This window comes from Blastococcus deserti (assembly GCF_042682525.1).
GTDB classification, from domain to species: domain Bacteria; phylum Actinomycetota; class Actinomycetes; order Mycobacteriales; family Geodermatophilaceae; genus Blastococcus_B; species Blastococcus_B deserti.
Window position 1 is genome coordinate 529,303 of the sequence record NZ_JBHUHP010000009.1, and the last position, 13,657, is coordinate 542,959.

Consider the following 13,657-nt stretch of genomic DNA (forward strand, 5'->3'; position numbering starts at 1 on the left):
GATGGGCCCCCGCCGACGCCGATCGAACCAGGAGCTCCCGTGACCATGCCCTCAGGCCAGCAGCCCCCGTCGGCTCCCATGGTGGTGCCGAAGTTCTTCGTCAAGCAGCGCATCACGGTGATGGTGAACCGGTACGAGGTCCTCGCCGCCAACCCCGACGGCAGCGAGGGCCACCTGCTGGCCCTGGCCGAGCAGAAGCGCATGAAGCTCAAGGAAGAGGTCGTGTTCTTCGCCGACGAGTCGAAGAACCGCCGGGTGTTCTCCTTCAAGGCACGGCAGCGGCTCGACGTCGGGGCGGAACACGACGTCTTCGACGAGTACGGGAACCCGCTGGGCTACTTCAGCAAGCAGTTCGGCGCGAGCCTGCTGCGCTCCACCTGGAACCTGTCCGCGCCGGGGATCGAGGCCGTCGGCCGCGAGCGCCGCCCGGTCATCGCCATCCTGCGCCGGGTCTGGGACTTCCTCCCCGTGGTCGGTGACATCTGGGTCCCGTTCGTCTTCCACTTCGACTTCGTCGACACCGCCACCGGCGCCACGGTCCTGATCAGCGAACGGCAGAAGGCCATCCGCGACCGCTACGAGGTGACCGTTCCCGACCCCCGCCTCGACTTCCGCGTCGCGGCGTCCATGGCCGTGGCACTGGACGCCCTGCAGAGCCGCTGAGCCGGGGTGCCAACCGGCGCCGGGAGGAACCGCGGGAAGCCGTCCGGGGAGACGGGTGTTGCACCGGGCAACCGACGTGAAGGGCTCTTCTCCATGCGCATCCCGCTGTCCGTCCTCGACCTGGCTCCCATCGCCCGCGGCGAGACCGCGGCCAGCAGCATCGCCGCCAGCGTCGCCCTCGCCCAGCGCGCGGAGGAGCACGGCTACCGGAGGGTCTGGTACGCCGAGCACCACAACATGCCGTCGATCGCCTCGTCCGCCACCAGCGTGCTCATCGCGCACGTCGGTGCGCAGACGCGGACGATCCGGCTCGGCGCCGGCGGCGTCATGCTGCCCAACCACTCGCCGCTGACCGTCGCCGAGCAGTTCGGCACCCTCGAGGCGATGTACCCGGGGCGGATCGACCTCGGTCTGGGTCGCGCGCCCGGGTCGGACCAGAACACGATGTACGCCCTGCGCCGCGACCCGAACTCCGCCGACCGTTTCCCCCAGGACGTCCTGGAGCTGCAGGGCTACCTGACCGGGCAGACCCGGGTGCCCGGCGTCGACGCGATCCCCGGCAAGGGCTCGAACGTGCCGCTCTACATCCTCGGCTCGTCGATGTTCGGCGCGACCCTGGCCGCCGCGCTGGGCCTGCCGTACGCGTTCGCCTCGCACTTCGCGCCGCAGATGCTCGAGCCGGCCGTCGCCGCCTACCGGCGCGAGTTCCGGCCCTCGGAGCAGCTGGCCGAGCCCTACGTCATCGCCGGGGTGAACGTGGTCGCCGCCGACACCACCGACGAGGCGCAGCGGAACCTGGCGGCCGTCCGGCGCAACCTCGCGATCGGGCTGTTCGGTCGGGGACAGCAGCTCAGCGACGAGCAGGCCGACCAGCTGCTCGCCCAGGGCGCCGGTGCCCACGTGAGGTCGATGCTGACGCACACCGCCGTCGGCACCCGCGCCGAGGCGGGGGAGTACCTCGACGGGTTCCTCAAGACCGCCGACGCCGACGAGCTCATCGTCGCCCACCAGGGGCCCACCCCCGAGGCCCGGCTGCGCTCGGTGACCCTGCTGGCCGAGGCCATGGAGTCGATCAGCGCCTAGTTGTCGCGACCAGGGACGGTGGTCGCGTGGAGGGCGCTGCTCCGGAAGGCGGCTCCCGGCCGGCGCGCCTACGGTCGGCGCATGCGCATCCGACGTTCCATCGCGACGCTGGTCACCATCACCGCCCTGTTCTCCGGGGGTGGGGCGACCCTGACCGCCTGTGGCGGCGGTAACGACGACACCGTCGAGGAGGACAGCGGCAACGACGTCGAGGAGGACGACGAGGACGAGGACGACTGACGCGCCGGGGTTTGCCCCCGGGGGGAGGGCGGGGTAGGCCTGCCTCGTGACCTACTCGATCGTCGCCCGTGATGCCGCGACCGGCGAAATGGGCGTCGCGACCCAGTCGCAGGCCTTCGCCGTCGGCAACAGCGTCCCGTTCGCCCTCCCGGGCCACGGCGTCATCGCCACCCAGTCGATGGCCGAGCCGATGTACGGGTCGATCGGCCTGGACCTCCTGCAGGGCGGGTTCACCGCCCAGGAGGTGCTGACCGCGCTCAGCAGCGTCGACCCGCAGCCCGAGCGTCGTCAGGTCGCCGTCCTGGGGGTCACCGGCGACCTCGCGGCCTACACCGGGTCGCAGTGCGTCGAGGCCGCCGGCCACCTGATCGGCCACGACTGCGTGGCGCTGGCCAACATGGCGGCCTCCGCGGCGGTCTGGATCGCCATGGTCGAGCGGTTCGAGCACTCCGGCGGCCCGCTGGCCCAGCGGCTGCTGAACGCCCTGCAGGCCGCCGAGGACGCCGGCGGCGACTTCCGCGGCCGGCGGTCGGCCGCGATCATGGTCATCAGCCCGTCCACCACCGGCCGTCCCTGGCACGACATGGCGGTGGACCTGCGGGTCGACGACTCCCCGGACCCGGTGACCGCGCTGGCCGACCTGCTGGTCACCCGCGCCCGCTACCAGGACGTCGTGCGGGCCTTCCAGCAGGCCATCGACGGTGACCCGGTGACCGCCGACCGAGAGCTGGAACTGCTGCGGCCCATGGACGCGCACACCGAGCCCGACCAGCTGCTGTGGCGGGCGGTCGTCGCGGCCCTCGCCGGCCGCGAGGACGCGGCCAGGAAGATGCTGGAGCAGCTCGCCTCCTGCGCGCCCCAGTTCCTCGAGGCCGCCCGCCGGTTCGGCCGGGCCGGGCTCATGCCGGCCGAGATCGTCGAGCGGATCGTGCCCGAGCACTCGTGACTCAGCGCGGGCCCCGCTCCTCGACCAGCCGGTGCTCCGCGACCAACCGCCGAGGTGCCCGGCAGGCCCACGCCTCACCGGCGAGTTCGGTCAGCGACTCGACGTCCAGGGCCTCCAGCCGGCACAGCACCGACGGATGGCCGTCGAAGTGCGACGTCGTGAAGTAGACGTCCGGTTCCTCGGCGATCAGCGCGGCCTTGGCCCCCTCGTCGGGGACGTACGCGGCCAGCGGCGTACCGGTGGGTGCGCGGGGTCCCAGCTCGGCCAGGTCCTTCTTCCGCAGCGGCCGTTCCCAGACGAAGCCCTTGTCGCGCACCCGCCACTGCCGCCCACCGCGGGAGCTCACCTCGGTGGTCCCGGGCAGCGCCAGGCAGATCCGCGCCACGTCGGCCCAGGTGGCCATCACACCTCCTCCGCCGGAGGAGCGTGGCACCCGCCCGGTCCGCGGTCCAGGGGTGCGGGCGGCGGGGCTCACACGACCCGCAGGCCGCCTCGGCCCTCGGCCCGCTCGCGGGTCCGCAGCCACGGGACGAGCTCGCCGATCGGCATCGGCCGGCCGAGGTACCAGCCCTGGGCCAGGTCGCACCCCATCGAGGCGAGGAGTTCCCACGTCGACCGCTCCTCGACGCCTTCGGCGACCACCTGCAGGCCCAGGTGCCGGCCGAGGTCGACGATCGTACGGACGATGGCGACGTCCTCGCCGTCCTCCGTGAGCCCCGTGACGAAGCTCCGGTCGATCTTGACCTCCTGCACCGGCAGTCGCTTGAGGTAGGACAGCGACGAGTAACCGGTCCCGAAGTCGTCGACCGAGAGCCGCACCCCGAGGTCGCGCAGCTGGTGCAGCAGCGCCACGGCCCGTGCCGGGTCGGCCATGACCGAACCCTCGGTGACCTCGAGGGTCAGCCGGTCCGCCGGGACGTCGTGGCGGCGCAGGAGCCGGGCCACCTCGTCGACGAGATCGGCGTCGTGCAGGCTCCGGGTGGAGAGGTTGACGGCGATGCCCAGATCGTGTCCGGCCGAACGCCACCCGGCGACCGCGGCCAGCGACAGATCGAGCACGCGCGTGGTCAGCGGGCCGATCAGGCCGCTGCGCTCGGCGACGGGGATGAACTCGTCGGGGGAGACGCGGCCCAGCTCCGGGTGCTCCCAGCGGACGAGCGCCTCGGCGCCGGTCACCGTTCCGTCGGCCAGTCCCGCCTTGGGCTGCACGTGCACCGCGATCTCGCCGTTGTTCAGCGCGGCGCGCAGTTCCGCGACGAGGGTGACCCGGCGCGGGCTGGTCTCCAGCTCCGGCTCGTAGATGCGCAGGCCCTTCGCCGAGACCTTCGCGTCGTGCATCGCCAGGTCGGCACGCTTGAGCAGGCCCGCCGGATCCTGCGCATGGGCGGGGGCGAGGGCCACGCCGATGGAGGCACGCACCTCCACCTCCAGGCCGTCGAGGGCGACCGGCTGCTCCAGCGCGCGCAGCAGGCGACGCCCGACGTGCCGCACCCTGTCCTCGTCGCCGGTCCCGGGCACGAGGATGGCGAACTCGTCGCCACCGAGGCGGGCGACGACGCCGGCGTTCCCGACCGCGGTGGTGAGGCGGGCACCGATCTCGATCAGGAGGAGGTCGCCCTCCTGGTGACCGAGCGTGTCGTTGATCTCCTTGAACTGGTCCAGGTCCAGCAGCATGACGGCCGCGCCCTCGGACCGGCGCAGGAAGATGTCGTCGATGGCCTCGCCGAGCCGGCGCTGCAGCTGCACCCGGTTCGGCAGCCCGGTCAGCGCGTCGTGCAGGGCCTCGTGCCGCAGCCGGCCGATGAGCTCGCCGTTCTGCAGGGCCACGCTGGCGTGGTTGGCCACCGTCTCGAGGAGCAGCACGTCGTTCTCGTCGTAGGTGCGGATGTCCCCCATCCGGTCAGCGACGACGAGGACGCCGAGAACGCCCGCGGTTCCCCGCAGCGGTACGGCCACCGCCTCCCGCATGGCGTGCTTGTCCAGCAGCCGGCGGGAAGCAGGGTCGCGGGTGTTCCGCGGCAGGAGGAGCGGAGCGCGCTCGCCGACCACCTGCTGGAGCAGCCACCGGTCCTCGGGGCCGGGTGGTTCCTCCGCCCGGGACAGGCGGTCGGTGACCCCGAGCCGGACACGGCCGACCAGTCCGCCGTCGCCGACGACGAAGCCGATCGAGGCGCGCTCGGAGCGCAGCAGTTCCTTGGCCTCGCTCAGCACCCGCCGCAGGACCTCGTCGACCTCCGGGGCGCTGCTGACCGCCTGGCTGAACCGGTAGAGACGCTCGAGGTTGAGGTGCCGGTGGGCCAGGGACGCGTAGGCGCGGTAGGCCAGCAGCAACAAGATGCCGAAGGCGACGAGCAGCCACGTGCTCTGCGGCGAGGCCCCGAGGCTGGTGACGGCGACGAGGGCGAGCGTGACCACCATCGGCGCCACGGCCAGCCCCGTGATCGTCCCGCGCAGCAGCGACATCAGGCGGAGGCCGCCCTCGTGCGCGGCGATCACCAGACTGATCGCGAGGGCGCCCATGGAGCCGGTGGTCAGAGCGGCCGCGTAGGCGCCGAGCCAGGTGCCGAGCACGTGGCCATCGGTCCACGTCGTGATCGCGGAGAAGACGGCGACGGCGACCGCGGTCTCGGCCGCGAACAGGCCCAGGTTGAACGTCGTCTTCAGCGCGGGGGACCGCCGGTACAGGACGAGCACCGCGACCGAGCCCACCAGCCGCCCCAGCACCAGTGACACCGGGGAGGCGAAGAAGAGCCCCAGGACCAGGGGCAGCTCGCTCAGCGAGATGGTGCGCGCCTCGCGCTGGTGCTGGATGTGGAGGACGTTGACCTCGGTGGCGGCGAACGCGATGGCCAGGGCCCACCACGGCAGCGTGGGCCCGGGGAGGAAGGCATCGCCGCGGGAGAGGTAGGGGCTCAGCGCGCCGGCGAGCCCGAGGAGGACCGCGGTGAGGCCGAGCACCGTCAGGCGCTGCCTGACCCGCCCGGCGTCTTCGGGCACCTGATCCTCGGTGCTGTCGGCCGACATCCCTCACCTCCCCTGCGAAGACTTCCTGCGTCCGGTCTCGGCCGGGTCGACCCGGCGATGCAGCCGGACCGCAGTGGCCTCCCCCGGAGGGGGCAGTACCGGCAGCCCTCGGGTTTCGCCGTTCCGCCGTGGTGGTGGGCCCAGCTGATTGCCGGGCGAGCGCGGGGCACCGGACCCGGGAGGCGAGGTCCGTCGGCCACCGAGGTCACCACCACCCCGCGCCGGCGAGGTCGGCGCTGCGCCAGCCGGCTCCCGACCAGCTGTCGCCGGACCAGTCGGCCGAGCCCTGGACCCGGCCGCTCCAGCCGCTCCCCGGCACGGGGATCCCGGGCCAGTTGCCACCGTCCCAGACGGTCTCGTCGGCGATGGCCGCGGCCCACGCCACCCCCACTCAAGGGCGCCCGGCTGCGCCAGGCCGGCGTCGGTTCCCCATCGACTGGGCGATCGGTCCGGCGCAGGCCGAACCCTCGGTCGGTCGGCTGGTCGCGGTCGACGTGTCGTATCCGCAGTGCGGCGGTCACTGCCGACCGGGCCGGCGTTCGCCACCGTCGGGGTCAACGGCGGCTCGGCGGTCACGACCGATCCCTGCCTGGCCCCCAGCTGGAGTGGCGGCGCAGTCGACCGGCGGCACCGCACGACGACGTCCCGCTGTACGTGGACACCGGCAACCCCGCCGGTCCTGCATCTGACAGCGACGGGGACCGTCCCGTCGTGCGGAACGGGCGGGGACCCCGGAGTGGGATCCCCGCCCGTTCGGCGGTAGGCCCCCGGCCAGAGGCTCGGCCCCGTCCGGGCACCGCCGCGAGCTCGCGAGCGGTGGGGGAAAGGGGTCTTCCGCGGGGGGGTGAGGGAGCCGGGGACGCTCCTCTGTCAGCTCTTGGGCCGCGCCCCGGCCCGGAGCGCGCCGAGCAGGTCGTGGTTGAGCCGGGAGATGGTCTCCATCGAGATGCCCTTCGGGCAGGCGTGCGAGCACTCGCCGATGTTCGTGCAGCCGCCGAAGCCCTCGCGGTCCTGCTGGGCGACCATGTTGACCACCCGGTCGTTGCGCTCGGGCTGACCCTGCGGCAGGAGCCCGAGGTGGGTCACCTTCGCGGCGGTGAACAGCATCGAGGAGGCGTTCGGGCAGGCCGCCACGCAGGCGCCGCAACCGATGCAGGTGGCGGCGTCGAACGCGGCGTCGGAGTCCTTCTTCGGCACCGGCGTGGAGTGCGCCTCCGGCGCGGTCCCGGTCGGGACGGAGATGTAGCCGCCGGCCTGGATGATCCGGTCCAGGGCCCGCCGGTCGACGGCGAGGTCCTTGATCACCGGGAACGCGCTGGCCCGCCACGGCTCGATGTCGATCCGGTCGCCGTCCTTGAACGAGCGCATGTGCAGCTGGCAGGTGGTGGTCTGCTGGGGACCGTGCGCCTCGCCGTTGATCATGACGCCGCACATACCGCAGATGCCCTCGCGGCAGTCGTGGTCGAAGGCGACCGGGTCCTCGCCCTGCACGATCAGCTGCTCGTTGAGCACGTCGAGCATCTCGAGGAAGGACATGTCCGGCGAGATGTCGGTGACCTTGTAGGTGACCATCTTGCCCTTGGCCGCCGGGCCGTTCTGCCGCCAGATGCGCAGGGTCAGGCTCATGCCGCGCTTGTCCGACGGGGTCGTTCCGACGCTCGTGTGCCGGTCGACCTCACGTGTTGCTGTCACTTGTAGCTCCGCTGGGCGAGATGGACGTACTCGTACTCGAGGTCTTCCTTGTGCAGGACCGGGGGCTGGCCCTCCGGCGTCCACTCCCAGGCGGCGACGTAGGCGAAGTTCTCGTCGTCGCGCAGGGCCTCGCCGTCGGGGGTCTGGCTCTCGGCGCGGAAGTGGCCGCCGCAGCTCTCGTTCCGGTGCAGGGCGTCGATGCACATGAGCTCGGCGAGCTCGATGAAGTCGGCGACCCGGCCGGCGTGCTCCAGGGTCTGGTTGAACGACCCCTCGTCGCCGGTGACCCGCAGGTTGGTCCAGAACTCCTGACGGATCTCGGGGATGCGGTCCAGGGCCTTGCGCAGGCTCTCCTCGGAGCGCTCCATGCCGCAGAGGTCCCACATCAGCCGGCCCAGCTCCCGGTGGAAGGACGCCGGGCTGCGGGTGCCGTTGATGGTGAGCAGCTTCTGCACCTGCGCCTGGACGCCCTGCAGCGCCTCGACGGTCGCCGGGTGCGAGTCGTCGACCGTGGGGAAGGGGCCGTCGGCGAGGTACTCGGTGATCGTGGCCGGCAGCACGAAGTAGCCGTCGGCCAGCCCCTGCATGAGCGCGCTGGCGCCCAGCCGGTTGGCGCCGTGGTCGGAGAAGTTGGCCTCACCGATCACGAACATGCCCGGGATGGTCGACTGCAGGTCGTAGTCGACCCAGAGGCCACCCATCGTGTAGTGGACCGCCGGGTAGATCCGCATCGGGACCTCGTACGGGTTCTCGCCGGTGATCTGGGCGTACATGTCGAAGAGGTTGCCGTACTTGGCCTCGACCGCCGGGCGGCCCAGCCGCTGGATCGCCTCGGCGAAGTCGAGGTACACACCGAGACCGCCGGGGCCGACGCCACGGCCCTCGTCGCAGACGTTCTTGGCCTGCCGCGAGGCGATGTCGCGGGGGACCAGGTTGCCGAACGAGGGGTAGATCCGCTCGAGGTAGTAGTCGCGCTCGTCCTCGGGGATGTCCCGGGGGTCGCGGGTGTCGCCGCGCTCCTTGGGCACCCACACGCGGCCGTCGTTGCGCAGCGACTCGCTCATCAGCGTGAGTTTGGACTGGTAGTCGCCCTTGACCGGGATGCAGGTCGGGTGGATCTGCGTGTAGCAGGGGTTGCCGAAGTAGGCGCCGCGCTTGTGCGCCCGCCAGATCGCCGTGGCGTTGGAACCCTTGGCGTTGGTCGAGAGGTAGAAGACGTTCCCGTAGCCACCGGTGGCCAGCACCACCGCGTCGGCGAAGTGCGTGCTGATCTCGCCGGTGACCAGGTCGCGGGCGACGATGCCGCGGGCCCGGCCGTCGACCACGATCAGGTCGAGCATCTCGGTCCGCGCGTGCTCCTCGACGTTGCCGGCCGCGACCTGCCGCTCCAGGGCCTGGTAGGCGCCGTACAGCAGCTGCTGGCCCGTCTGGCCCCGCGCGTAGAACGTGCGCGAGACCTGGGTGCCGCCGAAGGAGCGGTTGTCCAGCAGGCCGCCGTACTCGCGAGCGAAGGGCACGCCCTGGGCGACGCACTGGTCGATGATGTTGACGCTGACCTCGGCGAGGCGGTGGACGTTGCTCTCGCGGGAGCGGAAGTCGCCGCCCTTCACCGTGTCGTAGAAGAGGCGGTGCACGCTGTCGCCGTCGTTGCGGTAGTTCTTGGCGGCGTTGATGCCGCCCTGCGCGGCGACGCTGTGCGCGCGACGGGGGCTGTCCTGGTACCAGAAGGACTTGACCTTGTAGCCGGCCTCGCCGAGCGTGGCAGCGGCCGAACCGCCGGCCAGTCCGGTGCCGACGACGATGATCGTCATCTTGCGGCGGTTGGCCGGGTTGACGAGACGGCCGCGGAACCGTCGGGTGCTCCAGCGCTCGCCGATCGGCACGTCCATGGGGGCCTTGGTGTCGGCGATCGGTTCGCCGACGGTGAACAGGTCGAGAGGCATGCCTGGGATCCTTAGTCGATCAGACCGAAGAGGACGGAAAAGGGCACGAGCAGGAACCCGAGCGTCAGGACCGTGGCGATCGCGGTCGCGGCATAGTTCACCGTCACCTCGCGACGCCGGTTGCTCTGCCCCAGCGTCTGCGTGGCGCTCCAGATGCCGTGCCGCAGGTGCATGCCCACCAGGATCACCGCGATCGCGTAGAAGGCGGTGGACACCGGGTTGGAGAAGCTCGCGACCAGGCGGTCGTACGGCGAGGCGTCACCCGCGCTGTTCACCGTGCCCCAGGTGAGGTCGAGGAGGTGCCAGATGACGAAGGCGGCGATGATCACGCCGCCCCAGCGCATCGTCCGGGAGGCGTAGCTCTGGGCCACGGACTTCTTCTTGACGTAGCCCTGGGGGCGGGCCCGCTTCGCCTGGCGCCACAGCGACACCGCGGCCCAGATGTGGGCGGCCACGGCGACCAGCAGGACGATCCGGATGATCCACAGCGCGGTCGCGCCCGGCAGGGCCGGGTTGCCGATGGTGCGCAGCCACTCGGAGTAGTGGTTGAACTCGTCCCGGCCCGAGAAGGCCTTGAGGTTCCCGATCATGTGCGCGATCAGGTACAGCACCAAGATGATGCCGCTGACCGCCATGACGATCTTCTTGAAGACCGAGCTGGTCTTCGCTTCCTTGGGGGTCCTGCGCTGGACCTGATCCGTCACCGTCACCACGGGGACAAAGCTAGGTCCCTGGCGTGGTTGCGGCCAGGTAAACGCGGGGTGACTCAGCTCTCGTAAGGGTGCCCTCACCCCTGCTCGGGCGGTTAGGGTCTGCTGTTGCCCCGGCGGAGGTCGGCGAGCCGCGGGCCCCGACGGGAGGACGCCACGTGCCCGGACCCACCCGAGGCTTCCTCGGCCGTCGACGCCAGCGGGATCCGCGGCTGCCGCCCGGCCAGTACGACGTCGGCAGCGACTGGCCGGTGCTCACGGCCGAGCCGACACCGCGGATCGCCCCCGAGACGTGGAGCATCACCGTCGACGGGAGGGTGGAGTCGCCGACGACCTGGACCTGGGACGAGGCCCACGCGCTGCCCCGCTCGGAGTACCGCGGCGACATCCACTGCGTCACCACCTGGTCGAAGTTTGACACCTACTTCGCCGGGGTCAGCGTCGACACGCTCCTCGATGTCGTCCGGCCCACTGCCGAGGCGCACTTCGTCATGGCGACCTCGAAGACCGGCTACACGACCAACCTGCCGCTCGAGCACGTCACCGGCGGGAAGGCGTGGGTGGTCTGGGAGTTCGGCGGGAAGCCCCTCCCCATCGAGCACGGCGGCCCGGTCCGGCTGCTGGTGCCGCACCTCTACTTCTGGAAGAGCGCCAAGTGGATCAGCCGGCTGACGCTGCTGACCCGTGACCAGCCGGGCTTCTGGGAGCAGAACGGCTACCACGACCTCGGGGACCCGTGGCGGCAGCAGCGGTACCAGGGTGATTGAGGGCGTGGGTGGGGGACCGGACGCGGCCGTGCTCGGTCCGGGCGTCGTCGGCGCGCCCACCGGGGGCTGGCGGACGGCGACCGTCGCCCGCGTGCGCCGCCCGATCCGGCGCTCGGTCGAGCTGCGGCTGGACGTGCACGACCGGATCGACCACCTGCCCGGCCAGCACTACGTCGTCCGGCTGACCGCCGAGGACGGCTACACCGCCCAGCGGTCCTACTCGATCGCCTCGGCGCCCGGCGACCCGCTGGTCGAGCTGTTCGTGGAGCGGCTGGACGACGGGGAGGTCTCCACCCACCTGGCCGACGTCGTCGAACCCGGCGACGAGCTCGAGGTCCGTGGGCCGATCGGCGGCTGGTTCGTCTGGGACGGCGAGACGCCCGCGCTGCTGGTCGCCGGGGGGTTCGGCGTCGTCCCGTTCATCGGGATGCTCCGGCACGCGCGGGCGCTCGGCCGGACGGGCCTGCTGCGCATCGCGGTGTCCGCCCGGACGCTGGACCGGCTGCCCTACGCCGACGAGCTGGTCGCGGCCGGCGCGCTGCTGGTCCTCACGCGGGAGCCGCACGGCATCCGCCCCCCCGGGCGGCTCACCGCCGCGGATCTCGTGCCGCTGTGGGAGCCGGGCCAGACGGCGTACGTGTGCGGATCGGCGGCGTTCGCCGAGGCGGCCGGCCAGCTCCTGGTGGGCATGGGCGTCCCCCCCGGCGGGCATCCGGGTGGAGCGGTTCGGGCCCAGCGGCTGATCCGCCGGAACGGCCCGCCACGGCCGACCCCGACGGCCCGCCGCTCCGGCCCCTGACCACGCCCGGGCGCTTCGACGTCATCGCCCAGCGACCGGAGCCGGGAGGCCGTGCTCCACCGGTGGGACGGCGTCGTGGAGTTGCGGCGGGACGACGGGGGAGCGGGGGACCGGGAGCCACGGCGTCCTTGACCGGACCTGCTCGTCGCCCGGGAGCCCCGAGGACCCGACGTGGGCTCAGGTCGGGCGCTCGCGCGACCACTGGCCGGGCACCGTCGTCGCTAGGCTCGACACAGCGGGAACGCGAGGGGGAGACGGCTCATGGCCGATGGCGACGACCTCCGCCGGGACCTCCTGTGGCGCATCGACGCGCGGCGCGCGTCGATCCAGGCCTTCCTGCGCCACCAGCGCCCGCGCACCCGCCGGCGGACCACCGCCACGATCGTGCTCAGCTCGCTGGCCGCGCTCTTCACCGCCGGCCCCGCGATCGGCGGCGAGACGTTCGCGGAGGGCGTCCAGGGTGCCCTCGGACTGGTCAGCGAGTCCTACGTGTGGCGGGTGCTGTGCCTGCTCGCCCTGCTCGTGTCGGTGTCGGCCGCGATCCTCACCAACATCGGCAAGGCGCATGACGACGTCGCCAGGATCAGCACCGCCGAGGCGGCCAACGCCGAGCTCGAGGGGCTGGCCACGCTTATCCGGTACGGGCACCTGGCGATGGAGGACGCAGTCAAGCTGTACCAGCAGTACAGCACCAAGATCCCCTTCATCGACGACGTGCCCGCCGCCGTGGGTGCGCCCGGCTACGGACTCCCCTCGGGCGCCGGCCCCCTGCCGCCCCCCGGCACCGGGCCCCCGCCGCCCGCTGCCTACCGCCCACCGCCTCCGCCTCCGGCGGGGTACCGACCGCCGCCGCCCCCGGGGCGCTGACCGCGGGCCAGGTGTGGCCGCCCGGTGGGTGGGGGTAGCGCAGCCAGGACGCGTCGCCGGTTGCGGCCTCGGCGTCACCGCACTCGAGGAGACGCCGTGGACCTGGACCAGAAGCGCACGGAGCTCGGTGAGCGCGACGCCCCCGTCGAGGACGAGCTCACCGAGGCGTTCGAGACGATCGTCAGCGAGGGGGCGCAGCGCCTGCACCGCTCGTGGCGTGAGGTCCTCTCCACGGGCTTCGCCGGAGGCCTGGAGGTCGGGACCGGCGTGCTGGCGATGTTCGCGGTGTACCACGAGACGCAGAACCACCTGCTGGCCGGGATCGCATTCAGCATCGGCTTCATCGCCCTCCTGCTGGCGCGCAGCGAGCTCTTCACGGAGGGCTTCCTCGTGCCGGTCACCGCCGTCGTCGCCGGCCGGGCCGGGGTCGGCCAGCTCGGCAAGCTGTGGGGCGGCACCCTGGTCGCCAACCTCGTGGGGGGCTGGCTGTTCATGTGGCTGGTGGTGACGGCGTTCCCACGGCTGCGGGCGACGGCCGTGGAGTCGGCGACCCACTTCGCCGACGCGCCCCTCGACCGGCAGGCGGTCTGTCTCGCACTGCTGGCCGGCAGTTCGCTGACCCTGATGACCCGCATGCAGCACGGCACCACCTCGGATCCGGCCAAGGTCGTGGCCGCGGTCGCGGGTGCGTTCCTGCTCGCCGGGTTGCAGATGTTCCACTCGATCCTCGACTCGCTGGTCATCTTCGCCGGGATCCACGCCGGTGGCCCGCTCGGCTACGGCGACTGGCTGGCCTGGTTCTGGTACACCGCGCTGCTCAACATGGCCGGCGGACTGCTGGTGGTCACCGTCCTGCGGCTGCTCCGGAGCAAGCAGCTCATCCAGCGCGAGCGGGCCGAGGCCGACGCCGGTCGCTGACGCCG

Annotated in this window: 14 protein-coding genes; 8 read left to right on the forward strand and 6 right to left on the reverse strand. The window is 72.2% G+C overall.

Going from position 1 to position 13,657, the window contains the following annotated elements; all coding sequences use genetic code 11:
* Nucleotides 1-45 precede the first annotated feature (45 nt).
* From ACFSHS_RS10555 to ACFSHS_RS10570, 4 genes are all read left to right on the forward strand, one after another.
* Nucleotides 46-663: an LURP-one-related family protein gene (locus ACFSHS_RS10555; protein ID WP_376875189.1), complete on the forward strand. Its 618-nt coding sequence runs from the start codon at nt 46-48 to the stop codon at nt 661-663.
* Between the two features lie 93 nt (nt 664-756).
* Nucleotides 757-1,746 carry an LLM class flavin-dependent oxidoreductase gene (locus tag ACFSHS_RS10560; protein ID WP_376875022.1) on the forward strand — a complete coding sequence of 330 codons (990 nt, stop codon included), beginning with the start codon at nt 757-759 and terminating at the stop codon, nt 1,744-1,746.
* Nucleotides 1,747-1,827: 81 nt separating this feature from the next.
* The gene (locus ACFSHS_RS10565; protein ID WP_376875025.1) at nt 1,828-1,986 is read left to right on the forward strand and encodes a hypothetical protein; all 159 of its coding nucleotides are present in this window, start codon (nt 1,828-1,830) and stop codon (nt 1,984-1,986) included.
* Nucleotides 1,987-2,032: 46 nt separating this feature from the next.
* A complete protein-coding gene (locus tag ACFSHS_RS10570) occupies nt 2,033-2,932 on the forward strand; it encodes a DUF1028 domain-containing protein (protein WP_376875028.1) in 900 nt (299 codons plus the stop codon).
* Nucleotide 2,933: 1 nt separating this feature from the next.
* Here ACFSHS_RS10570 and ACFSHS_RS10575 read toward each other — a convergent pair whose 3' ends face one another.
* From ACFSHS_RS10575 to ACFSHS_RS10600, 6 genes are all read right to left on the reverse strand, one after another.
* A complete protein-coding gene (locus tag ACFSHS_RS10575; RefSeq protein ID WP_376875030.1) occupies nt 2,934-3,335 on the reverse strand; it encodes an MmcQ/YjbR family DNA-binding protein in 402 nt (133 codons plus the stop codon).
* Nucleotides 3,336-3,403: 68 nt separating this feature from the next.
* On the reverse strand, nt 3,404-5,956 hold the full coding sequence (locus ACFSHS_RS10580; protein WP_376875033.1) for a putative bifunctional diguanylate cyclase/phosphodiesterase: 2,553 nt from the start codon (nt 5,954-5,956) through the stop codon (nt 3,404-3,406).
* Between the two features lie 205 nt (nt 5,957-6,161).
* Entirely contained in the window at nt 6,162-6,341 is a 180-nt protein-coding gene (locus ACFSHS_RS10585; RefSeq protein WP_376875036.1) for a hypothetical protein, read from the reverse strand.
* A 485-nt stretch (nt 6,342-6,826) separates the two neighbouring features.
* Complete coding sequence (locus tag ACFSHS_RS10590; protein ID WP_458199630.1) at nt 6,827-7,648, reverse strand: succinate dehydrogenase/fumarate reductase iron-sulfur subunit; 822 nt, start codon at nt 7,646-7,648, stop codon at nt 6,827-6,829.
* Nucleotides 7,645-9,591 carry a fumarate reductase/succinate dehydrogenase flavoprotein subunit gene (locus tag ACFSHS_RS10595; RefSeq protein ID WP_376875039.1) on the reverse strand — a complete coding sequence of 649 codons (1,947 nt, stop codon included), beginning with the start codon at nt 9,589-9,591 and terminating at the stop codon, nt 7,645-7,647. The genes ACFSHS_RS10590 and ACFSHS_RS10595 overlap by 4 nt, the downstream gene beginning before the upstream one ends.
* An 11-nt stretch (nt 9,592-9,602) precedes the next feature.
* The gene (locus tag ACFSHS_RS10600; RefSeq protein ID WP_376875042.1) at nt 9,603-10,304 is read right to left on the reverse strand and encodes a succinate dehydrogenase cytochrome b subunit; all 702 of its coding nucleotides are present in this window, start codon (nt 10,302-10,304) and stop codon (nt 9,603-9,605) included.
* A gap of 155 nt (nt 10,305-10,459) precedes the next feature.
* Here ACFSHS_RS10600 and ACFSHS_RS10605 point away from each other — a divergent pair, with 155 nt between their 5' ends.
* From ACFSHS_RS10605 to ACFSHS_RS10620, 4 genes are all read left to right on the forward strand, one after another.
* Complete coding sequence (locus tag ACFSHS_RS10605; protein WP_376875045.1) at nt 10,460-11,068, forward strand: sulfite oxidase-like oxidoreductase; 609 nt, start codon at nt 10,460-10,462, stop codon at nt 11,066-11,068.
* A 4-nt stretch (nt 11,069-11,072) separates the two neighbouring features.
* A complete protein-coding gene (locus tag ACFSHS_RS10610; RefSeq protein WP_376875048.1) occupies nt 11,073-11,867 on the forward strand; it encodes an FAD-binding oxidoreductase in 795 nt (264 codons plus the stop codon).
* Between the two features lie 261 nt (nt 11,868-12,128).
* A complete protein-coding gene (locus tag ACFSHS_RS10615; RefSeq protein WP_376875051.1) occupies nt 12,129-12,734 on the forward strand; it encodes a hypothetical protein in 606 nt (201 codons plus the stop codon).
* Nucleotides 12,735-12,830: 96 nt separating this feature from the next.
* On the forward strand, nt 12,831-13,652 hold the full coding sequence (locus ACFSHS_RS10620) for a formate/nitrite transporter family protein (protein ID WP_376875054.1): 822 nt from the start codon (nt 12,831-12,833) through the stop codon (nt 13,650-13,652).
* The last annotated feature ends 5 nt before the right edge of the window (nt 13,653-13,657 follow it).

What these genes read in the sequence shown, in the direction of transcription:
- ACFSHS_RS10555 (WP_376875189.1), top strand. Translation starts at nt 46, where the DNA reads ATGCCCTCAGGCCAGCAGCCCCCGTCGGCTCCCATGGTGGTGCCGAAG.
- ACFSHS_RS10560 (WP_376875022.1), top strand. Translation starts at nt 757, where the DNA reads ATGCGCATCCCGCTGTCCGTCCTCGACCTGGCTCCCATCGCCCGCGGC.
- ACFSHS_RS10565 (WP_376875025.1), top strand. Translation starts at nt 1,828, where the DNA reads ATGCGCATCCGACGTTCCATCGCGACGCTGGTCACCATCACCGCCCTG.
- ACFSHS_RS10575 (WP_376875030.1), bottom strand. Translation starts at nt 3,335, where the DNA reads ATGGCCACCTGGGCCGACGTGGCGCGGATCTGCCTGGCGCTGCCCGGG.
- ACFSHS_RS10580 (WP_376875033.1), bottom strand. Translation starts at nt 5,956, where the DNA reads ATGTCGGCCGACAGCACCGAGGATCAGGTGCCCGAAGACGCCGGGCGG.
- ACFSHS_RS10595 (WP_376875039.1), bottom strand. Translation starts at nt 9,591, where the DNA reads ATGCCTCTCGACCTGTTCACCGTCGGCGAACCGATCGCCGACACCAAG.
- ACFSHS_RS10615 (WP_376875051.1), top strand. Translation starts at nt 12,129, where the DNA reads ATGGCCGATGGCGACGACCTCCGCCGGGACCTCCTGTGGCGCATCGAC.